Genomic DNA, 22,954 nt, shown 5'->3' with positions numbered 1-22,954 from the left:
TTTTTTAAATACCAATTTTCACTGCACATTTCTAAATACACATTGCTTGATACAAACTGCTAGAACCAATGACTCATTAAGCTCTATATTGGGCTGATTTTCTGAAAAATCAAGCCCAATTCGGCATGAATCTAAAAGATTAGCCCAAATTAGCGCTTTTTGTTTTTTTTACCCTTGTCGTCATCAACGTAAGGGTTTTTAGCGGTATTCATCTGAATCCGTAAAGGCGTACCGCGCAATTTAAAGACATCCCTAAAGCGACCTTCCAAGTATCGCTTGTAGCTATCAGTCACTCCGCTCAAGGATGTGCCATGGATGACCACAATTGGGGGGTTCATACCCCCTTGGTGGGCATAGCGTAATTTTGGACGACCCATACCAACCCGTTTTGGCTGTTGATGCTCGATTGCCTCTTGCAAGATACGAGTTAAACGAGGAGTTGGTAACTTCGCCATCGCTGCGGCATAAGCTGCATCGACGTCCTTAAAGAGATCCTTAAGGCCTGTACCTTTTTTAGCGGAGATCGGATGAACGTTTGCAAAATCCAGAAAGCGCAGTTTTTGAGCAATCTCCAAACGAGCGCGCTCTTTAACGTAGGCATCTAAACCATCCCACTTGTTCACTGCAACTACTAATGCGCGCCCAGCCTCAACAATAAATCCAGCGATATGTGCATCTTGCTCGGAAATATCTTGCTGAGCATCTAACATCAAAATCACCACATTACAGTCAGCAATGGCTTGCAATGTTTTAACTACTGAGAACTTCTCAATCGCTTCGAATACTTTGCCACGGCGACGCAGACCTGCTGTATCAACCAGGATATAAGGCTTGCCGTTACGCTCAAAGGGAACTTCGATCGCATCACGCGTAGTACCCGGCATATCAAAGGCAATCACACGCTCTTCACCGATCAACTTATTGATCAACGTAGATTTACCGACGTTTGGACGACCCACTACCGCAATCTTCATTGGGCGATTAGGGTCGTTAGCTAATTCCTCTTCATCTGGCTCTGCAATGCCCAGCGAATCTAAAGCGTCATCAATCAGGCCACGCACACCATCGCCATGCGCAGATGAAATTGGGAAGGGCTCACCCAATCCAAGCTCATGAAAGTCTGCAGTAACAACGCCGGCTTGCATACCTTCGGTTTTATTTACCGCCAGGATGATGGGTCTTCCAGTCTTACGCAAGAAATCTGCAATCACCCGATCTTGTGGCGCCATACCTAAGCGACCATCAACCAAGAAAATCACAATGTCAGATTCAGCAACGGCTTGCTTGGTTTGTTTTGCCATTTCGGCAACGATGCCGGTCTTTGCTACTGGCTCAAAACCTCCGGTGTCCACGCAAATAAATGCACGCTCGCCGATACGGCCTTTGCCATAGTGACGATCTCTGGTTAAACCAGAAAAGTCAGCCACTAATGCATCACGTGAACGCGTTAAGCGATTAAAGAGAGTCGACTTCCCCACATTGGGACGGCCGACGATAGTGATAACTGGATTCATTTTGGACTGTACGCCGCTATTTTTCCACCTTGAGATTGAACCAAGATGAGGCCACCTACCGCAATGGGGGCAGCCGAGATTGGACTACTGTCGTGACGAATACGCGCAACCATCTCACCATTCGCCTGTGAAAATGCATGGATATAACCTTCACCATCACCCATCAGCAAAACTCTGCCAACCGCAAGTGACTCACCTACATCACGGAACATCAGCTGAGTGTTTTCCCAAACCTGCGTACCGTCTTTAGTTGCAAAAGCAGTCACGTAGGATTTATCGTTTGCTGAGAAAACCATGTCAGTACTTTGGGAAGTGCCGGTGTAACTTGAATAGTCCTTAAACCACAGAAGGTTTCCTGTACGAGCCTGGCCACAACCAATACGGCCCTGATAAGAAACCGCACAGATAATATCGCCTTCCATACTAGGTTTAGCACTGACATCATTCAGGCGTTCGATTTCAGAGAAGCCTTTAGGAAAAGATACGGGGGTTTCCCAAACCAATCCGCCATTCGCAATTGCAATCATGCCAAAACGACCGCCAGCAAAACCAGTAACAATCACCTCGTTATTAATAGATAGCATGCCATAGCCCACACGCAACGACAAAGCAGACTGCTGACGCTGATAAGTCCACTTACGTTTGCCAGTTTGTGCATCTAACCCAATGAAACGATTATCGAGTGCACGCACAACCACGATGCCACCAGCAACCACAGGTTCGCTTAATACTTCACTGCCAACACTCACATTCCAAATAGGCTTGCCAGCATCGTCATAGGCATAGACCCTACCCTTTGTACTCACTGCTACAGTAGTACGCCCATCCGAGCCAGGGCCAACGGATAAGCGATCAGGTACAGATACTTCCCACGTTTTATTGCCTGATGCTAAATCAATCCTGGCCAAGTTCCCACGGTGAGAAGCGACGTATACCGCATCACCAGCAACAATGGGATGAAAGTTAAAGGTTTCTGATGAACCAATGCTGTTAGACCAAACAGGTCGAAGATCAAATTGATTGGTAACCGCAGGTAATTCGGCAGGCTTTCTGACCTTTGAGCTACCGGAGCAAGCTACTAAAGCAATTACCACGGCACCCAACACTAAGGCAGTACCTATACGCATCGGCAAATGCTTCATTTCCTTAGTTATCACTTTAGTCATCACTGAGTAACTCCTCCAACGGCATCCAATTTAACTTTTAAGAGGCGACGCGCCTCTTCAGGAAATTCTTTTGCTTGATCTAATTTTTTCCAGGCCTCTTGGTAACTAGTCTTAGCTTGTTCATTTTTCTTTTGCGCGAGATACCAATCACCACGACGTTCAAGCCATAAGGATTCAAAACCAGCAATAGGCTTTTCTTTCAAGATTTGATCAGCCTCTGCAAAATCTTTTTCAGAGCCCAGCTCAATCAATTGAGTTACTAAGCGTAATTTTGCCAAAGCAAGGTAGCCGTCATTTGATGCATTCTTAGCGGCCCAACGTAAATAATCTAAAGCCTTCGCGCTATCGCCTGCATCCGATGCGATGCGCGCAGCGATCAAACTAGACATTGCCGCATAGGGTGTGCGTCCAAAATCTTTTTGCAAATCGTCAGCTGCGCGCAAGGTCAGATCTTTATCGCCTTTCGCAATCGCGCCCACCATCGTTTCATAAAGCTTAGAAGCTTCAAGTGCCTGACTATTACGCCACCACTGATATCCACTGTAAGCAGCGTAAGCGAACAAGGCAGCCGTGACTACCCCAGTAATAATATTGCGGTACTTTTGCCAAAACGCTTTGAATTGGTCTAATTGTTCTTGTTCTTCTAGATCTAAAGGCATTTCAATCCAAGTTCACTAATGGGTAATTAAAAGGTAATTTATAAGTAATTGGTTAATTCTATTCTGAGGCGCCAACCAGGGCATCAATTACTGCCCCCAAGACATCGTCCAAAGGAACGGATTTCTGCTCCCCCGTGCCACGTAAGTCCTTCAGTGCTGCCTCATTCTTGGCCAATTCGTCAGGGCCAATAATGACTGCAAAGGCTGCCCCACTGCTATCAGCCTTCTTCATTTGGGACTTAAAGCTGGCGGATTGACCGTCTGGAGGGCAGAAAAGAACGGTATCAATGCCTGCGCTACGAAGGCGCTCAGCGATGATCATGGCAGCAGTCAAGGTCTCGCCACCTTGGTGCAAAACATAAATATCGCATTGGGCCTGGGCTTCGGGCAAGGATCCAGAGACCTTCATCAACTCGAGCACGCGTTCCATACCCATTGCCCAACCACAAGCAGGCGCTGCTTTACCACCCATGCGCTCGATCAAAGGGTCATAACGTCCACCACCAGCAATCGTACCTTGAGCTCCCAGCTCATCGGTCACCCACTCAAATACCGTGAGGTTGTAGTAATCCAAGCCACGGACTAAACGAGGATTGATTTTGCAAGGGATGTTATTTGCTTTGAGTAAAGCTTGTACTGCATTGAAATGCTTAAGCGACTCTTCTCCCAAGAAATTCAATAGTTTTGGTGCACCCTCGATCAATGCCTGCATCTCTGGGTTTTTAGAGTCCAGAATACGCAATGGGTTGCTAACAAGGCGACGCTGTGAGTCTTCGTCGAGCTGTGATTTATTTTTCTCAAAGTAAGTTACTAAGGCAGCACGATGCTCCGCGCGCTCAGGAACCTGACCTAGGGAATTGATCTCCAAGCGAACCCCCTTCAAGCCCAGCTCATCCCACAGACGTTGACCCATCAGGATGATTTCTGCATCGATATCGGGACCAGCAAAGCCTAAAGCTTCAACACCAAATTGATGGAACTGACGGTAACGGCCACGCTGTGGACGCTCATGACGGAACATCGGTCCGGTGTACCAAAGGCGCTTAGGGCCCTCGTAAATCAAATTATTTTCAATAACGGAACGGACTAACGCAGCAGTACCCTCGGGACGCAAGGTGAGTTGCTCGCCATTCAAGCGATCTTCAAAGGAATACATTTCTTTTTCAACGATGTCGGTCACTTCGCCAATACCACGCTGAAATACTGCGGTCGCTTCTACGATTGGCGTTCTCAAAAATTCATAACCATAAGCACGCGTTAGATCGCGTAAGACATGCTCAAGATGTGCCCACTGCGCTGCATCTGCTGGTAGCAAATCATTCATACCGCGAACGCCGTTTATTTTCTGCACTTTTTGGGTATTCTGGATTTTGACTTCTGGTTTTTGGTCTTTACTTTGATCAGTCATTTTTATTATTGTTTTGTTATCGCCTTGTTTAAATCTACTTAAACTTTAGATGCGTAGTTTTGTTTAACGTACTCGTCAACAATTACTTGAAACTCTTCGGCAATTTTTTCACCGCGCAGGGTTTTTACCTTCACCCCATCCACAAATACTGGTGCAGCTGGGGTTTCACCCGTTCCCGGCAATGAAATACCAATATTGGCGTGCTTGCTCTCGCCTGGGCCATTTACGATACACCCCATTACTGCCACATTCATATTCTCAACGCCAGGATGGGTTTTCTTCCAAACCGGCATTTGTTGACGCAAATACGATTGAATATTGGCTGCTAATTCTTGGAATGTTGTGCTGGTGGTTCTGCCACAACCAGGGCAAGCGATCACCATTGGTGTGAAGTTACGTAAGCCCATGGTTTGCAGTATTTCTTGAGCAACGATAACTTCGTTCTCACGAGGAGCGCCTGGATCAGGTGTTAACGAAACGCGAATCGTGTCGCCAATACCTTCTTGCAACAAGATGCCCATCGCCGCAGTCGAAGACACTATACCTTTGCTGCCCATGCCTGCTTCTGTTAAACCTAAGTGCAATGGATAGTCAGAGCGACGTGAGAGGTCGCGATACACAGCGACTAAGTCTTGCACATTACTCACTTTGCATGAAAGCAAAATTTGATCAGGATTCATTCCCAACTCAACTGCTTTTTCTGCCGACTGCAATGCTGACTGAATTAAGGCTTCAATCATCACTTCTTGTGCAGTTTTTGGAACTGCTAAGGCAGCATTGCTATCCATAATGGAGGCTAAGAGTTCTTGATCTAAGCTTCCCCAGTTCACACCAATTCGAATCGGCTTGTCATATTTACAAGCAGCTTCAATCATTTGTGCAAATTGTGGGTCACGCTTGGCGCCCTTACCCACATTACCTGGATTAATGCGGTACTTTGAGAGCGCTTTAGCGCAGTCTGGAAAATCATTCAATAAGGTATGACCGTTGTAATGGAAATCGCCAATTAAGGGTACCAAGACATCCATCTTATCTAGCTGCTCACGAATATAAGGAACGGCAGCGGCTGCCTCTGGCGTGTTGACAGTAATGCGCACCATCTCCGAACCTGCACGGGCTAATTCCTTTACCTGAATTGCAGTACCAACAGCATCCGCTGTATCGGTATTGGTCATGGACTGCACTCGTACTGGCGCATCACCACCAACAGTAATGATATTGGTCTTCCAAGCAACAGTTGCTTGGCGAGTTGCTCGCTTAGGGGATGGCCCTAACGGTAGAGGTGGCAATAAATTATTAGAGCTCATTGGAATAATCGGGATCTAATCTTTAATTTAATTTTTTGAGCCACTCAATTGGGTGCTCATTTGACTGCTCATCGGATTCCGCTTCTTCGATTTCGATCTCGGCACTATGGACATCACGCTCACGTACACGCGTACGATCCACGACGTCACCTGCTAATTGACCGCATGCTGCAGCAATATCCTCTCCGCGAGTCTTGCGCACGGTCGCAACCATACCCGCATCTAACAAGATGCCAGCGAAAGTGTTTATGCGCTGGGCTGATGAGCGCTTGAGACCAGATTCTGGAAATGGATTAAATGGAATGAGATTGATCTTGCACTTAATGTTTCTCAGCAAGCGAACCAACTCTTTAGCCTGAATATCAGAATCATTGACACCATCGAGCATGCAATATTCAAAGGTTAAGAAATCTCTTGGCGCAAATGGCAAGTAACGCTCACAAGCATCGAGCAATTCACGTAAAGGATATTTTTGATTGAGTGGCACTAGCTGATCGCGTAATGCATCATTCGGTGCATGTAAGGAGACCGCTAGTGCTACTGGGCAATCTTGCGCAAGACGATCAATCATCGGCACTACACCTGATGTCGATACCGTGACACGACGACGCGACAAACCATAAGCTCTGTCATCAAGCATTAAGCGCAGCGCAGAAACAACGTTATCGTAGTTCAGCAACGGTTCACCCATACCCATCATCACCACATTGGAGATGACGCGACCTGTGTGCTCCCAGCCTGGAGTTGGAAACTTTTCTATCCTGCGAATAGCCTGAGGATCATTACGTAAAAGATGTTCAGCAAACCAAAGTTGCCCGATGATTTCACCAGAAGTCAGGTTGCGCGAGAAGCCTTGATGACCGGTTGAGCAAAAACGGCAATTGACTGCGCAGCCTGCCTGAGAAGAGATGCACAGAGTACCTCTATCGTCCTCAGGAATAAATACGGACTCGACTGCATTGCCAGCACCAACGTCCAGCAACCATTTACGGGTACCATCAGCGGCGTGTTCATCTTTGATAACGGGGAGAGAAAGTACTTCTGCTTTATCTAGCAAAGTTGCTCTAAAGCTTTTTGCTAAATCACTCATGTCATTGATGTTACCTACACCACGTTGGTGTATCCACTGCATGAGTTGCTTCGCCCTAAAGGGCTTTTCATTCAACCCCGCGACATACGCTGCCATTTGGTCAGCGTCAAAATCTAAGAGATTTACGCGCGGGGAGGTCAATGCGCCTACTTATATATTAAATAGGTTATTCGTTAGCAATCGTGGATTAACGATTGAAAACATTCATGCCAGGGAAGAAGAAAGCAACTTCCACAGCAGCTGTTTCAGGAGCATCAGAGCCATGAACTGCGTTTGCGTCGATGCTGTCAGCGAAGTCAGCACGGATTGTGCCTTTTTCTGCCTTCTTAGGATCGGTAGCGCCCATCAAGTCACGATTCTTAGCAATAGCGCCTTCGCCTTGCAATACTTGAATCATTACAGGACCAGAGATCATGAAGCTCACCAAGTCTTTGAAGAAAGGACGATCTTTGTGAACGCCGTAGAACTGCTCGGCTTCATTCTGTGACAAATGGGCCATTCTGGAAGCAATGATCTTCAAACCAGCAGACTCAAAACGGTCATAGATTTTGCCGATGACGTTTTTAGCGACAGCATCAGGTTTGATAATAGAAAGGGTGCGTTCAATTGCCATTCAAGACTCCAATAGTGATTTCAAAGGTATTTGCCAGGAAAGGCCAATAAAGCACCCCACTCCTGCGACCCCCCGAATTATACATTGCTTGACCGTATTTACCCCTATGCCCGTAGGGCTAAGCCCTTGAATTTACAGGGCATAAGCCTTCAATTTGTAGGTCTTTTCTGCGGGGCCTTGAAATTAGGGCGTTTTGTCTATACTTACTGTCAACAGCTCTTTATGGGCTCTTGTATTAACAATGAAAAAGAAGGAGTCAATATGAGTGATCTGAACTCTTACGGCTTTGGCCAAACCGGCTCAATTAGTGCCGTCCAGGTACGCAACCGCGTACTCCGTAACACTTACGCCCTCTTGGCGCTTTCCATGGTTCCAACTGTGATTGGTGCCTGGCTTGGGGTCGCAATGGGGCTTGATCTGTTCTCTGGCAGCCCTTTTATTGGCTTTATCGTGTTTATGGCTGTTGCCTTTGGCTTCTTCTGGGCAATTGAGAAGAATAAAGATACTGGTGTAGGCGTACTCCTACTCTTGGGCTTTACCTTCTTCATGGGCATCATGATGTCTCGCTTAATTGGTTATACATTAAATAGCTATAGCAATGGCGCCACTCTCATCATGCTGTCCTTCGGCGGTACAGCTGCAATCTTCGCTACTATGGCAACGATTGCTACTGTAAGCAAAAGCGATTTTGCCGGCATGGGTAAATGGTTGATGGTTGGCGTGTTGCTGTTGATTGTTGCTTCATTGGCAAACATCTGGTTGCAACTACCTGCTTTGATGTTGACTGTGATGGTATTGGCAATCGCCATCTTCTCAGCCTTTATCTTGGTAGATGTACAACGCGTCATCAATGGTGGTGAAACCAACTACATCATGGCTACATTAGCTATCTACTTAGATGTGTATAACGTCTTTACTAACTTACTCGCACTATTGGGTATTGTTGGTGGTAATCGAGATTAAGGGAGATTAATACACACTAAGATCTTTAGTGTGTTGTTCTCATCAGGCGCCTGCGGGCGCCTTTTTCTTTACGACTACGCTACTCTGCCTACCTACTTGTTTATAGCTAAATATTAGGCCGCTACAAACATACTAATAGCGTAAGACAGTGCCATCAAAATTAATAAGATTGCAAAACTATCTGAGGCTTTCATGACGCTCTCCCGAAGGTAAAAAGGATTGGCAGTAATACAACCACTGCACAAGTTCAATCTACTCTTCAATAAGACTTGATTTTGAGGGCGCCGCACCAGCATCAGGCTAAATGCACTAAATATGGGCAATACTTACGGAAAATAGAACTAAATCTAGAGTTTGTGGGGCTATAGACGATCAAATACGGCCATAGACTCGACGTGGGAGGTGTGGGGGAACATATTGATAATGCCTGCACTGCTTAAGATGTAGCCCGCTTGATGGCACAAGATATCCACATCCCTCGCTAAGGTTTTGGGGTTGCAGGAAACATAAACAATGCGTTGCGGTAGTAGATCACTTTGCTGTAAATGTAGCTCTGCTAAAGACTTGCAAATCTCCATCGCGCCTTCACGCGGCGGATCCATTAACCAGCGCTCTGCCTTACCCCACGATGCAATGGTTTCTGTTGTCACCAGAAATAAATCGCTTTGCATGAAGCTGGTTTTATCCACCAGCCCGTTATGCTCAGCATTCGCTTTTGCCCGAGTTGTCAAACTCTCAAGACCTTCAATCCCTAAAACTTGTTTTGCTTTTCTGGCAAGGGGTAATGTGAAATTACCAAGACCACAAAATAAATCGAGTACACGATCCGTTAACTTCACTTCTAACAAGCGAATCGCCCTGCTCACCAATGCGCGATTCATCATGTGATTTACCTGTGTGAAATCAGCAGGCTTAAATGGCATCTCAATCTCAAATTCAGGCAAGCGATAACAAAGCTTGCCTGTCTCTGGATAAAACGGTGCCACGGTCTCTATACCCTTGGGTTGTAGCCATATCCATACCTGATGTTCATCAGCAAATGCACGCAGGAGCTGCTCATCTTCTGCCGTTAAGGGCTTGAGATTACGAAACACCAATGCGGTAACTGGCTTTGATTTTTTTGGATCATCCGAGAAGACATCTTCCGGCTCACCAACCGCAATCTCAATCTGAGGCATACGATCGACAATGGATAAGCCCATGACTAATTTACGCATCTCTGGCAATAAATCCGAGACATGTTTAGGCAAAATCTCACATGCCAACATATCAGCCACATAACCACTCTTGCCTTCATGAAAGCCTATGAGTACTGTGCCTTTTTTAATGGAGCGATTCACGGCGCTTAAGCGCGCGCGGTGACGATATTCCCAAGTGGGCCCTCCCATCGGGCGCAGAATTTCTTGTGGCTTTACTTTGGCGATATGTTGCAGGTCATCCTCTAGAACGCGTTGCTTCATAGCTACTTGCGCACGAATATCTAAATGCTGCATAGTGCAACCGCCGCACACCCCAAAGGCTTTGCATTTCGGTTCCGCCCTAAATACTGCAGGCTTGAGAATGCTGCGTACCTTAGCCTTACTAAAGCGGGATTTATCACTGGTGATGGTGTAAGTCACTAGCTCGGTTGGCAATGCGCCCTTGATAAAGATGACCTTACCACTTTGACCTTGGGCAGCTTCTTCCTCATTGGGGGCTAAACGAGCTATTCCTTGGGCATCTAAATCTAGTGCTTCAACTTGAATTGGCTCGACAACCTCAATGTTGACCGGCTTATCCCCTCTACGCATCCGCTGCAAAACCCTGAAGGTACTCTTGCCATTGACCGCCATTGGGTTCTTTAGATTCTGTTTCTAAATAAGCCTTTACGAAATCAATTTCTTCTTGATATTCAGCATGAGAAAAGCCGCCACGCAGCAATTGAAAGCGGCAGTACATGAGATAGGTATTGACCACATCGGTCTCGCAATAACGGCGGATGTCATTGATCTTGCCATCTTGATAAGCAGGCCACACCTGACTGCCATCCATACCCATCTTGCCTGGGAAGCCACAAAGTTTAGCCAAACCATCTAATGGCGCATTAGCTCGGCCATTAAATTTGGCCAGTAGATCCATCATATCGAGATGGCGCATGTGATAACGACTGATGTAGTTGTTCCACTTAAATTCACGGCTATCAGAGTCTTGACTCTCGCCCATCTCCCAGTAACGCGGGGCTTGTACATGATTAGCTAAGGCACGATAGTGCAAAACTGGCAAATCAAAGCCACTGCCATTCCAAGAAACCAATTGGGGAGTGTATTTTTCAACCAGGTCAAAGAAGGCTTGTATTAATACCTTCTCATCATCCTGTGGAGTGCCTAGGGTACCGACTTTAATTTGGGGCAAGCCCTCTTTAGTGGTTCTACGAATCACACAAGATATAGCAACAATCTTTTGCAAAAATAAGGGGAGAAATTCACTACCCGTTTTAGCGGCTCGATCTGCCATGGCTTTTGCAGCCACTTCAGAATCACTCATAGAATCTGGATAGTCTTCGAGGCGGCGTAAGCCAGCTACATCGGGAATGGTTTCAATATCAAATACAAGAACAGTGGCCATGCGTATTTACTGCAACATCACTGTAAATACGGCGTTGGATTAACTGGTTTGCCGTTAACACGCAACTCAAAATGCAATTTTGCTAAAGTGGTGTCCGTATCACCCATCTCAGCAATTTTTTGACCTTTACGAACGACATCACCCTCTTTAACCAAGAGCTTGCTATTGTGAGCGTAAGCAGTGAGATAGGTGTTGTCGTGCTTAACAATGACTAGATTGCCATAACCACGCAAACTGTTGCCGGCATAGACTACTTTGCCATCGGATGCTGCTAGGATGGGTTCGCCAACCTTACCTGCTATATCAATTCCTTTATTGGTTTCACTGAACTCACCAGTAACCTTACCTTTAGCAGGCCAAGATAAACGAATCCCAGGTTCAGCAACTACTTCTGTTTTTGCAGGTTCTGGAGCGGATGCTGAGGCTGAGGAATCTGCTTTATCTGCTGCTGGTTTCTTCTCGGCAACTTTGACTGGCTTTGATCCGGCAGGTGCTTTAATCACAATCAAGTCATCAACTTCAATCAGATTTGGATTAAAACTTGGATTGGCTGCTTTATTCCACTGCACTACATCGCGAGGTGCTTGTCCGTTATCCAAAGCAATACGCGCCAAGGTATCGCCTTTTTTAACGCGATAGAAACCAGCAGGCGTTGGCTCAACTGATCCGACGCTTCGATCAGTTACGCTAGCAGGCTTAGTACGTGGTGTAGAGCATCCCACCATCAACATCAGGGATGTTGATATCAAGGCAATCAAGAAAGTCTTAGATAGGTAGGGCATTAAATTGAGTACTGAATTAGGAATTCATCATTATTCTTATACTACCCCTGATTGTAAGGGGACAAAAAAGACTCCGTCCAGTACGGTTCTTTGATAGCGCTGGGAGCTCATACGCTCAACCATCACCAATTGCTGCTCTTTCGCATTTTTAGCAACGGGTGCAACCAAGCGCCCCCCAATCGATAACTGGTCTAGCAAGGCGTCCGGAATACCCAAGCCTGCTGCTGCCAAAATGATCCCATCAAATGGGGCTGCCTGAGGCAAACCCAAGATACCGTCACCATAGATCAGGCGTAGGTTATTAATCCGAAATGGGCGCAACTTCGCTCTAGCCATGTCATGCAAAGGACGAATACGCTCGATGGAGTACACCTCATCTGCCAACAAACTCAAGACGGCAGCTTGATAACCACAACCAGTGCCTATCTCCAAGACCTTGCCAAGTTTGTGTTTTGGCTTGTGAAGCAACTCTATCATGCGCGCCACTACAGAAGGCTTTGAAATAGTTTGCTCATGTCCGATAGGCAGAGCAGTATCTTCATAGGCTTGCGCATGCAAACCAGCATCCATAAAAGCATGCCTAGGAACTGTGGCAATTGCCTCTAAAGTTTTGCCGTGTTTGACACCACCAGCATGAACTTTTGCTGCTAAAGCTTGCCGATAGGCAGCAAAACGTTCGGTGGGAGCCTTCAACCGCGATCCCAACCATTGGCACGCATAGCTGCTAAGCGAGCATGGTGCGTTAAATCTAACTGCATTGGGGTAATCGAAATACATCCTTGCGCAATCGCATGAAAGTCTGTACCTTCAGAGCCTTCTTTAACATCGCCTGCAGCACCAATCCAATAGATCTTCTCGCCGCGAGGACTATCTTGCACTACAACTGGCTGAGAATGATGGCGATTGCCAAGACGCGTTACACGCCAGCGATACAAATCGGCATAAGGTCGATTGGGAATATTGACATTAAGCAATGTTGCTACCCCATCGGTATGATTTTTGCTTAAAGCAGAAACCAGCATTTGAGCCACCACATCATGCGCAGCTTTAGCGGCATCTTCAATGCGATTCCAACCGCGATCAATTTGTGAGAAAGCAATGCCAGGAACCCCAAACATCACACCCTCAACTGCGGCAGCAACAGTACCTGAGTAAAGTGTATCTTCACCCATGTTCTCGCCTTGATTGATCCCAGAGATTACTAGGTCAGGTTTCTCATCTAAAAAACCCGTCATGGCAACGTGCACGCAATCCGTAGGAGTGCCATTGATGAAGAAGAAGCCATCACGCTCACCACCAGCTACCCGATGAATGGAGAGTGGTCTAGAAAGCGTTAAAGAATTGGAAGCGCCGCTATGGTTCTGCTCGGGAGCAATCACCGTAATACGACCCAAAGGACGTACCGCTTCTACTAAAGCCAATAAGCCAGGAGCCAAATAGCCATCATCATTAGAAACTAAGATATGGGGTTGCTTAGACATGATTAAACAAGCCCAGGTTTATGTTTGCCATGCGCTCTCATTGCCGCATAGATCACTGGCAGTACTAGTAAAGTCAAAATCGTAGTAGTTACCATTCCGCCCACAATCACAAGAGCCAACGGACGCTGTGCCTCGGAACCGATCGAATGTGACAAAGCTGCAGGTAGGAGACCTAATCCAGCCAACATTGCTGTCATCAATACAGGGCGAACGCGCAATGCAGCACCATCTACCATCGCATCCTTCATGGCGCCATGCTCTTCAGCTACCGTTTTATTAATATAGGAGATCAAAATCACACCGTCTTGAATCGCAATGCCAAAGAGTGATAGGAATCCAAATAAAGCGGAAATACTCAAGGTCTCACCACCAAGATGCAAAGCAATGATGCCGCCAATGGCAGCGAAAGGAACGTTAATCAAAACAATCACTGCATCGCGGAAATTACCCAAGGCAGTTACAAGCAATAAGAAAATGGCAACGAGCGTCAATGGAATGATAACCATGAGCTTTTGTTGTGCAGCCTTCATTTGGTTAAATTGACCGTCCCAAGCAATGGTGTAATTCGTTGGCAAGGCTACATTCTTTTCAACTAAATACTTGGCATCCTCTACAGCACTGCCCAAGTCTCGACCGCGCACACTAAAGATCACAGCGATGTAGCGTTTACCGGCTTCACGATAGATAAAGAATGGGCCATCGCTTAAACGAATATTGGCCACCATGCCTAAAGGAACCTTTTGACCATTAGGAGTATCAATCAATAAATTGGTGACATCCGGAATATCGTTGCGACTAGCCTCATTTAAACGAACAGCTATGCCAAAGGTTTTTTCATCTTCTAAGAAGTTTGAAACTGGTGCACCGCCAATCGAATTTGCAACAACCGTTTGAATATCACTGACATTCACACCGTAACGTGCGGCCATATCGCGATCGATCTGAATATTCAAAGTGGGCTGACCCAATTCCTTGAGAATATTCTCATCCTCAATACCGCGTACTTTTTTGAGCTGTGTCACTACCTCATGCGCTTTTTGAGCAAGAACTTCTAAATCAGAGCCAAAGATCTTGACAGAATTTTCCCCTTTAACTCCGGATAAGGCTTCATTCACGTTATCTTGGATGTACTGAGAGAAGCTGTAATTAATGCCTGGGATCTTATCAAGCTCAGCCTGCAGATGCTGCAGCAGAATATGCTTGCTTGTGCCTTTTGGCATCTCCTCAGGAGACTTTAAGTACAGACCATACTCTTGATTAAATACCCCCGTTGAATCTGTACCATCATCAGGGCGACCAATCTGAACGGCAACCTTTTCTAATTCTGGCTGCTTTAAGAAGGTCTCGCGCAGCTGATTGGCGACTTTGATGGAGTAATCAAGATCCACCGTATTAGGAAGTGTTACGCGCAACCAAATATTATTTTCTTCCAGGGTTGGTAAAAATGCCGTTCCCAATCGAGTGGCACTTAATAAAGTTACACCCAAAATGAAAATAGAAATTGCAATCACGTGACGTGGGTGATCCATCCAATTACGTAATATTGGGCGATAACGCTCCAACATCCACGTAATAAATTTCGGTGGCTCATGATGAAAGTTATCCCCAAAGACATACGACATAGATGCGGGTAGGAAGGTCAAGCTCAGAATAATTGAGGCTACCAAAGCAAAGCCCATGGTGAACGCCATCGGCTTAAAGATGATGCCCTCAACGCCACCCATTAAAAATAATGGAGAGTAAGCCACAATGATGATGCTGGTTGAATACACCATAGCCCGCTGCACTTCGCTTGTAGCAAGAATGATGCTTTGATTGACCCGCTTACCGCCCTCTTCCATATGGCGCATAACGTTTTCCGTGATAATCACGGCCGCATCCACAATCACGCCGAAGTCGATGGCCCCTAGCGAAATCAAGTTCGCCGGCACATTGAATATATACATCATGATGAAAGAGAAACATAGCGCCAACGGAATCACAGCGGCAACGACTGCGGCAGCGCGGAAGTTACCTAAAAATACATAGAGCAATACCAGAACCATGGTGATACCAAAGAACATGGTGTGCTTCACAGTGCCTACAGTGATGTCCAGCAACACCTGTCGGTCATAGAAAGGCCTTACCTGAATACCGGGTGGCAAGATGTGATTATTGACATTGTCAATTTTTTCACGCACGCGAGCTAAGACTTCTGAGGCATTTTCACCGCGACGTAGATAGACTATCCCTTCAACAGAGTCTGGATTACTATCGAACTGAAACAGGCCCAAGCGGGGTGCATTACCAATAAGAACAGTTGCAATATCGCCAATTCGAACTGGTACACCCTTATTGACTGCAACAACTACTTGTTTGATATCAGCAATATTCTTCAGTAGGCCTACACCGCGCACGACAAACTGTTGCTCGCCACTTGGCAATATGCCACCACCCGTGTTGTCATTCGCTTTCGTTAGTGCATCGATCACCTGAGGCACAGTCACCCCTTTGGACTGAAGGCTTTCTGGGCTAACAATGACTTGATATTGACGAACCTTGCCACCAAAGGAAGAAACGTCAGCAACCCCTGGAGTTTGCTTAAGCTCTTTATAGATTTCGTAGTTTTGTAAGGTCTTAAGACGTGTAGGTGACGCGTAATCAGAAGTCACCTGGTAACGCAAGATTTCACCAGTCGCATCTGAATCTGGACTAACACTGGAACTTACCCCTGGCGGAAACGCCACATTGCCTAAATTGGTGATGAAGATTTGGCGAACTTTAAAGGGGTCGGCATTGTCATTGAACTTCAACGTAACAACGGACAAACCAAACAGAGATACCGAGCGAAACGCTTTGACCCCCGGAATACCAGCTAAGGCATTCTCAACTGGAATAGTGACTTGTTGCTCGACCTCAGTTGTACTTCTCCCTGGCCATTGGGAAATCGCCTGAATCGTCAGCGGCGCCACTCCTGGGTATGGCTGAATCGGTAATTGTTTTAAGCTAAATGTGCCAAGCACCAACAGCACAGCAGCGGCAAATAAAATAATGACGCGCTTATCTAAAACTCCCCGAATGAAGGAGGTTACAAAACTCAATTATTCCTCCTGCTTGGCAAAACGGTCGTTCAATAGAACCGCGCCATCAGTTAAGACTAACATTCCAGGATCTAGACCCTCAGTTACTGCGAAACGCTTACCATCAAGATCGTAGCCTTTCACAGAAAAACGGCGGAAGGTGTCTTTAGATGTTTTGATGATGACATAACGCATCTCACGGACCCTCACAATCGCTGACTGAGGAACGACAACAGCCTCCGCATCGCCTGTCTTGAGTTTTGCGCTGACATACATATCAGGACGCAAGAGCCCATCTGTATTTTCAACATCACAGCGGATGAGCAACGCATGTGTCTCTGGATCAATCGCCGGTGCAATGTAATTCGCTTTAGCAATGAATTCTTTATCGGGATAGGACTCAGAACGCAGCACCATAGTCTGCCCTTTTTGAATCTTGCGAATATCCTGCTCATACACATTACCTAGGAACCATAGCTCTTTAGGATTAGCCAAAGTCACCAATACATCGCCAGCATTTACGATCGATCCTGGCTCTATTGAGCGCTTTACTACCACCCCCTGCAAAGGTGAACGCATCACCAAGTTATATTGAGTCTTTCCATTTCCATCTAAAGCTTTAATATCACCATCACTCGCCCCTAGATTACGCATCCGGTTTGCAGCGGCTTGCTGCGTAATTTGAGCATCGCCCAGCAGATCACTCATTGTCTTGTTTGCTTCAAGCACTTTAGCGGTCTTAGACGACAATAAATACTCTTGTTGCGCAGAAAGAAACTCAGGGCTATAGAGCTCCACTACTGGAGAGCCGACTTCAACTGGTGCACCATCAAAAGCATAGATACGCTCAACCCTACCCGGGGCTCTAGCGGAGAGCACTTTAGATTTTTCAGCATTAAATGCAAGGCGACCCGGAACATTTAATTCAACAGGTACTTGAGTTTTAACTGCATCTTGGAAAATATATATGTTGGGATTGAGATCTACACCTGGGAGCTTTAACTCCATTGCACCGGTGTTTTCAATCGATAAAGTCTTAGCTGTTTTTTCCAGCTTAACCGGACGGTTCACGTTAACGAATAAACCAATCACAATACCCAGCATCAAAATAGAAACACAAATAATGACTAAGCGGAGGCGCGCACGCGTCTCTGGTGGAAGCGCCCAGTATGAGCGATGAATCTCATTGGTATTGGCGGCGATGCGAGCAGTAAATTTATCCCTTAGCTTCTGAAACTCTTCGGAAGCTCGCTTGAGGATATTGATTAATTTGTCCTTCAAAACAACTCCTTAAAAAGGTTCTTTGCCAGCTGAAACCAGCAAGACAGCCTGGGATTGCATCAAATTAGCTTCCGCCAATGCCAGTTGCACCTCCAAATTACGCAACTGCGTCTGTGCCGTCAACAAATCATTAAAGCCTTGACCATTATTGGAATACTGAATTAATCCTACCTTGTAAGCTGCATCTGCTTGTGGAACTTGCTTATCCTTCAAAAACAGTGTCTGCACCTTGGCTTGTTCATATGCAGCATAGGCACTGTTGACAGCCAATACAATTTGCTGACGGTTAGAGATATTGCCTGCCTCAGCAGCAGCTTGATTACGCTGTGCTTGCTCTACCCCATACTTTTCCTTAGTAAAGAAATACAAAGGAATGATGAGATCTAATTCAAATTGATAGAACAGCGCGCCATTGTTTGCAGAAAATGGGCCGCGCGGCGTATAGGATGACCCGATCACCTGAAAGTCCGGCAAGTACGCTTTCTTAGCAAGATCCACACCCTTACGCGCAGCATCTAATTGCAGTGCAGAACTCTTTAAGGCGGGATGACTACTTTCGGCATAGTCTTCAAGCTCAACTAATGTAGGCACACTGTTCACACCACGACGCACATCACCACGGAGTACTAGCTTCTCACGGGAGTGTCGACCGACTAATGTATTAATACTATTGAGTGCAACTTGAAGTTGACGGTCAACATTAAATTGATCAGCCTCAGCGGCGCTTTGCGCAACCTGCGCATTCAGATACTCAACATAAGCTGCAGCGTTATTCGCATAGCGAGCCTTAGCTACATTCTTAATCATCCCTAGACGTACAACGGATTCTTTAAGGACCTGTAATTGCTTTTGTGAGGCGAGTGCGCTGTAGTAAAGACTGGAAAGCTGTGCACCTAACTGCAAATAGGTTGCCTCTGACTGAGCTAATAAGGCCTCTGCGTTCGTATCAGCAATATTCGCCGCTAAGCTTTTTTTGCCCGGAAACTGAAAAGGTTGCGCAATCGAAATGGCATTATTACTACTGATGCCACCTGGGTATTGCTGTGATGGTGCATTTGCCCCACCTAAAGCCAGCGGAGAATTCACCGGCATACCTGACCACACCAATCCGACCTGTGGATTAGCTGGTGCATTGATTTGTGGAACAGTCGCTTTGGCAGATAAGTAAGACTCACGCAATGAAGATAATTGCGGATTATTCACTTTGAGCTCACTCCAAAGCTGGCGCAAATCCATCTCCGTTGGCCCAGATGCAATAGGCTTGGTATAAATTTTTGGAGTGTTTGCTTTTGTGACTGGAGCAAACATTTCGCTCGCCTTAGAGCTAGCGCCTAGCTGTGCTCCGATTGATGGTGTCGCCGCCAATGGCGTATCACCAGTCTGAACGGTAACGCTCGCTGGAGCGCTATCTGTAGATGACTGAGAAAACGCAGAGGTAGGAAAAGTAGAGGTGCAAACAACATAGGCTGCCATTGCGAATGGAGCCATCCTTTTGAGCGGTGTCGCTACGCTAGTTTTGTGTTTGCCAAGAATCAACAAAAGCGGCTGCCTCTAAATCAATAAAAATGCTGTTTTTATAGCCCCAGATATGGATATAGAGCCAGTCCAAAGCCATTTCTGGGGGTTTGAAGGATTATAGGGTACAAAAGCCAAAAGTCTAATTATTGACAATTGCTATCTTATTGATTCTCAAAATAATAATGATGGTTATAACTTACAAAGTCTTTAAAACTCGGCATGGATCCTAAAAGACATGATATTCACTGGGCCCCGAGCTGAGTTATAGGCTGGATTATTGACGCGCTGAAAGTTCACGCCGGCAAGCACATTTTTAACCACCATCGCGTTGTAGTAGATTTCTCCGATACGCTCTGGACGATATGAGATGGTTTGACTGGGGCTTGCATAGTCCCCAATGAAATACGACACTCCACCAGTTTGCAAGTAAGTCCTTCTAAAACTAGAAAGACCATTTTGCATCATCGATACGCCGATGGTGTCATTGGGCCTCATCCAGCTTGTACCACTCAAACCCATACCAACCGAAACAGAGTTATCAGCCTCTGTAAATGACATAGTTTCGGTATGGCCATCGGATGTAAATGCGCGCCCATAGATGCCAAGATCCTTAGTTAACGCTTGCTCACCATTAATACCAATACCAGTTTTGTATTGGTAGTTATTGCGTACATTGTTAATGGCTTGTGTGCCTTGTGCATTATTAGCTACTACATAATTTGTCGCATCCTGAAAGCGCGCCAAAATCATACGGTTGCGGTAAGCCAAGACACTAACCTTGCCTGGTAAGTCACCAATACTGTGTTGGCGCTCAACCTCTACTTGGTCGCCATAAGTATTGAAAATTTGCCAGTTCAAGTCACGGCCATTGGGGTTCTTAGGCGCCAACATGCGAGAAGCTCGCAATACCCAATTATCGAGATACCACTCACCCGCTATGCCAGTGCTGTAGCCGCGCGCGTCGGCCGCATAGTCATATGCTAGGTAGGTCATATTGCCCCAGTTCATGAACTGAATACGGGGATCCTTGGCATAACGACTATCGTCGAAAATATCCAAGGTGGAGAATTGGCCAGCGGTGACCACTACGCGATTACTGCTAACGGTTTGCGTGATTTGGTTGGCATCATTCTCAAGTAGAACTTTATCGCCCTCTTGATTAAACGTCTGACGCAAGAAGGCGCGAGCAGAATAAAACTTCGCCTGGGCACCGCCTGCTTTAGTTGCTTCACCGTTCGTGAAACCACCCAGTCCAACCAAACCTGAAAATGGCACGCCAGAAACGACTTCTGGATTGAAGTAGATATCAGTGTCAGGCGCCAAGCGAGCGCCCATGAATAAGGTGCCAGACCAGGTGTAGCTCATGGACTTCAAATCACTCATACTGTTTTGTCCAGAATATGAGGATGTGAAATTGTTATAACGTTGGTTAATGTAAGTGGTTTGACCGTGAATATTTACCGGCAACCCAAACAACTCTCCTTCTGTTGGCAACCAAGAAAGATCGCCCGCAAAGCTAGAAATTTGGTCGGCGCCAGAACCCGCCCGCTGCGCAAATGCAGAAGCTCCAAAAAATGTACAAATAATGCTCAGCAGGAGGAGTAGATAAATCTTGCGGGTCATTCACAATTTCTAGTGGGGTTGCCAGTGCCTCAGAGCAACGGCCACATTTTGATGGGGAAATCGGCAAACACGACTTAGGATTGAAGCCTAAGGGTGGTGCAGACCAAATTATCCCTAATATGGAACAATTTACCTAGTCTTTATGGCAACAAGATGACAGATCAGGGAAGAATCACTCATGGACTACGCTCGCATTAGTCTTAGGTGTGCCCTGAAAACAACTTATCCAAATAAATCACTATGGCTGCCTAGGCGGGCAAGATGCAATAGTAGAGGATCAGGCTTTTTGTAGATTAGCAAAACATCTGGCTTGATATGGCATTCACGATGTCCGCACCATCGACCAATCAGATCATGATCTCTCAATTTGAATGGTAAGACCTTATCCAATACTAATAAATCTATCGTCACCAACAAGAGCTCTTCAATGCCCCTCTTATGCTGGGGGTTTGAATATATACGCCTAAAGTCTTTTTTAAATACTGAAGATCTTTCAATCTCCCGCATGCAGATCCGCCATTAAATCCTTGCTGTTTTTAAAACGCTTTCCTTTGCCCGTCTCAAGCTCTGCTATGGCCTTTTTTGTTTTAGCGTTAGGAACCTTCACTGAAAAAGGCAATTGCTTTTCATCTGCTATTCGCAACATGAGCATTCGAATTGCGTCCGAAATGGATAATCCCATTTCCTCAAGAGCATCAGATGCGCGATTTTTGGTTGCCATATCTATTCTGGCGCGAACATATGTATCTGCAATAGTCATACAACTCCCCCACTAAAAGCATTGAATTATTATGTAGTCTCAATGTGACTACATTTTAACAGAAAATAGGAAATAAAAAAGGGGCTCAATGCCCCTTTTTACAGAATACTTTGTAGGTAAACGATGGTCTAACGGCGATCCATCAAGGCGCGAGCCAAGGTTCCCGCATCCACATACTCAAGCTCGCCACCAACTGGGATGCCTCTTGCTATACGCGTCACTTTGATGCCTTTAGCTTTAAGCACTTCACCGATGTAATGAGCAGTGGCCTCACCTTCACTCGTGAAATTCGTAGCCAAGACCACTTCACGAATCGGCACACCGGTATCGGGAGTCTCAATGCGATTGAGCAGTCGATCAAAGCCGATTTCGTTTGGACCCATACCATCGAGTGGTGAGAGACGGCCCATTAATACAAAGTAATTACCTTTAAAACTGAGTGTCTGTTCCACCATCACCTGGTCAGCAGGTGTTTCTACTATGCAAAGCAAAGAAGGATCACGGCGACCATCGGAGCAAGTACTACAAACCTGAGTTTCTGAAAAGGTATTGCAACGGGCGCAATGTCCTACTGTTTCAACTGCCTCACCCAATGATTGAGCGAGTACTGCTGCACCATTACGGTCATGTTGTAATAAATAGAACGCCATGCGCTGCGCTGACTTGGGGCCTACACCAGGCAGTACGCGTAATGCCTCGATCAGTCGACCAAGTGCATCTTGAGGTGCTTCTATGCGCGCCATTAAATATTCAGGTTCGTATTTAGAAAGATTGAATTAGAACGGCAACTTAAAGCCAGGAGGCATTGGCATGCCAGCAGTTGCGCCAGACATCATCTGAGCACTTGCCGCCTCCACCTGTTTAAATGCTTCTGTGTAGGCAGTCACAATCAAGTCTTCCAACATCTCGCGATCATCCATGGCACCTGGATCAATCTGCACACGCTTGAGCTCGTATTTGCCAGAGATGCTTACTTTAACTAAGCCACCAGCTGCTTGGCCAGTTACTTCCAACGCAGCCAATTGCTCTTGCGCTAGCTTCATCTTCTCTTGCATCTGCTGAGCCTGTTTCATGAGGCCAGCAAGTCCACCTTTCATCATCGCTTTATTTCCTTAGTGGTATTAAT

20 protein-coding genes and 1 pseudogene are annotated in these 22,954 nt (G+C 46.1%); 1 reads left to right on the top strand and 20 read right to left on the bottom strand.

Features of this window, described 5'->3' with window-relative positions:
- Positions 1–149 precede the first annotated feature (149 nt).
- Genes der through ndk form a run of 7 tightly spaced genes read right to left on the bottom strand, consistent with a single transcriptional unit; the run spans position 150 to position 7,757 of the window.
- Positions 150–1,514 carry a ribosome biogenesis GTPase Der gene (gene der / locus ICN48_RS01790; RefSeq protein ID WP_216152033.1) on the bottom strand — a complete coding sequence of 455 codons (1,365 nt, stop codon included), beginning with the start codon at positions 1,512–1,514 and terminating at the stop codon, positions 150–152.
- Positions 1,511–2,680, bottom strand: coding sequence for an outer membrane protein assembly factor BamB (gene bamB, locus ICN48_RS01785; protein ID WP_216152032.1), 1,170 nt, complete (start codon positions 2,678–2,680; stop codon positions 1,511–1,513). The genes der and bamB overlap by 4 nt, the downstream gene beginning before the upstream one ends.
- Complete coding sequence (locus tag ICN48_RS01780) at positions 2,680–3,339, bottom strand: tetratricopeptide repeat protein (RefSeq protein ID WP_216152031.1); 660 nt, start codon at positions 3,337–3,339, stop codon at positions 2,680–2,682. Before ICN48_RS01780 ends, bamB begins: the two co-directional genes overlap by 1 nt.
- A gap of 58 nt (positions 3,340–3,397) precedes the next feature.
- Positions 3,398–4,747, bottom strand: a complete 1,350-nt coding sequence (gene hisS / locus ICN48_RS01775) for a histidine--tRNA ligase (RefSeq protein ID WP_216152030.1) — start codon at positions 4,745–4,747, stop codon at positions 3,398–3,400.
- 38 nt (positions 4,748–4,785) lie between these two features.
- Entirely contained in the window at positions 4,786–6,054 is a 1,269-nt protein-coding gene (gene ispG / locus ICN48_RS01770) for a flavodoxin-dependent (E)-4-hydroxy-3-methylbut-2-enyl-diphosphate synthase (RefSeq protein WP_216152029.1), read from the bottom strand.
- A gap of 22 nt (positions 6,055–6,076) precedes the next feature.
- Positions 6,077–7,285, bottom strand: a complete 1,209-nt coding sequence (rlmN, locus tag ICN48_RS01765; protein ID WP_216152028.1) for a 23S rRNA (adenine(2503)-C(2))-methyltransferase RlmN — start codon at positions 7,283–7,285, stop codon at positions 6,077–6,079.
- A 46-nt stretch (positions 7,286–7,331) separates the two neighbouring features.
- The gene (gene ndk, locus ICN48_RS01760) at positions 7,332–7,757 is read right to left on the bottom strand and encodes a nucleoside-diphosphate kinase (RefSeq protein WP_071465494.1); all 426 of its coding nucleotides are present in this window, start codon (positions 7,755–7,757) and stop codon (positions 7,332–7,334) included.
- Between the two features lie 261 nt (positions 7,758–8,018).
- Between ndk and ICN48_RS01755 the strand changes: the two genes are divergently transcribed.
- Entirely contained in the window at positions 8,019–8,720 is a 702-nt protein-coding gene (locus ICN48_RS01755) for a Bax inhibitor-1 family protein (protein WP_216152027.1), read from the top strand.
- A gap of 362 nt (positions 8,721–9,082) precedes the next feature.
- Here ICN48_RS01755 and rlmD read toward each other — a convergent pair whose 3' ends face one another.
- The 13 genes and pseudogenes from rlmD to ICN48_RS01690 all read right to left on the bottom strand — a co-directional run bounded on the left by rlmD (position 9,083) and on the right by ICN48_RS01690 (position 22,928).
- Positions 9,083–10,510, bottom strand: coding sequence for a 23S rRNA (uracil(1939)-C(5))-methyltransferase RlmD (rlmD, locus tag ICN48_RS01750; RefSeq protein ID WP_216152074.1), 1,428 nt, complete (start codon positions 10,508–10,510; stop codon positions 9,083–9,085).
- A complete protein-coding gene (locus tag ICN48_RS01745) occupies positions 10,503–11,324 on the bottom strand; it encodes a 3'-5' exonuclease (protein WP_216152026.1) in 822 nt (273 codons plus the stop codon). The genes rlmD and ICN48_RS01745 overlap by 8 nt, the downstream gene beginning before the upstream one ends.
- Positions 11,325–11,341: 17 nt before the next feature.
- Complete coding sequence (locus tag ICN48_RS01740) at positions 11,342–12,106, bottom strand: peptidoglycan DD-metalloendopeptidase family protein (RefSeq protein WP_216152025.1); 765 nt, start codon at positions 12,104–12,106, stop codon at positions 11,342–11,344.
- A 36-nt stretch (positions 12,107–12,142) separates the two neighbouring features.
- Positions 12,143–12,766: pseudogene (locus ICN48_RS01735) on the bottom strand (protein-L-isoaspartate(D-aspartate) O-methyltransferase); the annotation flags it as partial.
- A 29-nt stretch (positions 12,767–12,795) separates the two neighbouring features.
- On the bottom strand, positions 12,796–13,587 hold the full coding sequence (surE, locus tag ICN48_RS01730; protein ID WP_216152023.1) for a 5'/3'-nucleotidase SurE: 792 nt from the start codon (positions 13,585–13,587) through the stop codon (positions 12,796–12,798).
- 2 nt (positions 13,588–13,589) lie between these two features.
- Positions 13,590–16,667: an efflux RND transporter permease subunit gene (locus ICN48_RS01725; RefSeq protein WP_216152022.1), complete on the bottom strand. Its 3,078-nt coding sequence runs from the start codon at positions 16,665–16,667 to the stop codon at positions 13,590–13,592.
- The gene (locus ICN48_RS01720; protein ID WP_216152021.1) at positions 16,668–17,927 is read right to left on the bottom strand and encodes an efflux RND transporter periplasmic adaptor subunit; all 1,260 of its coding nucleotides are present in this window, start codon (positions 17,925–17,927) and stop codon (positions 16,668–16,670) included.
- 9 nt (positions 17,928–17,936) lie between these two features.
- Positions 17,937–19,400 carry a TolC family protein gene (locus ICN48_RS01715; protein ID WP_255539412.1) on the bottom strand — a complete coding sequence of 488 codons (1,464 nt, stop codon included), beginning with the start codon at positions 19,398–19,400 and terminating at the stop codon, positions 17,937–17,939.
- A 252-nt stretch (positions 19,401–19,652) separates the two neighbouring features.
- Positions 19,653–21,068, bottom strand: coding sequence for a carbohydrate porin (locus tag ICN48_RS01710; protein ID WP_216152019.1), 1,416 nt, complete (start codon positions 21,066–21,068; stop codon positions 19,653–19,655).
- 222 nt (positions 21,069–21,290) lie between these two features.
- Positions 21,291–21,575, bottom strand: a complete 285-nt coding sequence (locus ICN48_RS01705) for a type II toxin-antitoxin system YafQ family toxin (RefSeq protein WP_216152018.1) — start codon at positions 21,573–21,575, stop codon at positions 21,291–21,293.
- The gene (locus tag ICN48_RS01700) at positions 21,562–21,828 is read right to left on the bottom strand and encodes a type II toxin-antitoxin system RelB/DinJ family antitoxin (RefSeq protein WP_216152017.1); all 267 of its coding nucleotides are present in this window, start codon (positions 21,826–21,828) and stop codon (positions 21,562–21,564) included. Before ICN48_RS01700 ends, ICN48_RS01705 begins: the two co-directional genes overlap by 14 nt.
- A 128-nt stretch (positions 21,829–21,956) precedes the next feature.
- A complete protein-coding gene (recR, locus tag ICN48_RS01695; protein ID WP_216152016.1) occupies positions 21,957–22,571 on the bottom strand; it encodes a recombination mediator RecR in 615 nt (204 codons plus the stop codon).
- A gap of 33 nt (positions 22,572–22,604) precedes the next feature.
- Positions 22,605–22,928 (bottom strand): YbaB/EbfC family nucleoid-associated protein, encoded by a 324-nt coding sequence (locus tag ICN48_RS01690; RefSeq protein ID WP_216152015.1) that lies wholly within the window; start codon positions 22,926–22,928, stop codon positions 22,605–22,607.
- Positions 22,929–22,954: the final 26 nt, after the last annotated feature.

It is taken from the genome of Polynucleobacter sp. JS-Safj-400b-B2 (assembly GCF_018881975.1).
Taxonomy (GTDB): domain Bacteria; phylum Pseudomonadota; class Gammaproteobacteria; order Burkholderiales; family Burkholderiaceae; genus Polynucleobacter.
Note: the sequence above shows the minus strand (reverse complement) of the source record. Positions and strands in the feature narration are given on the sequence as shown.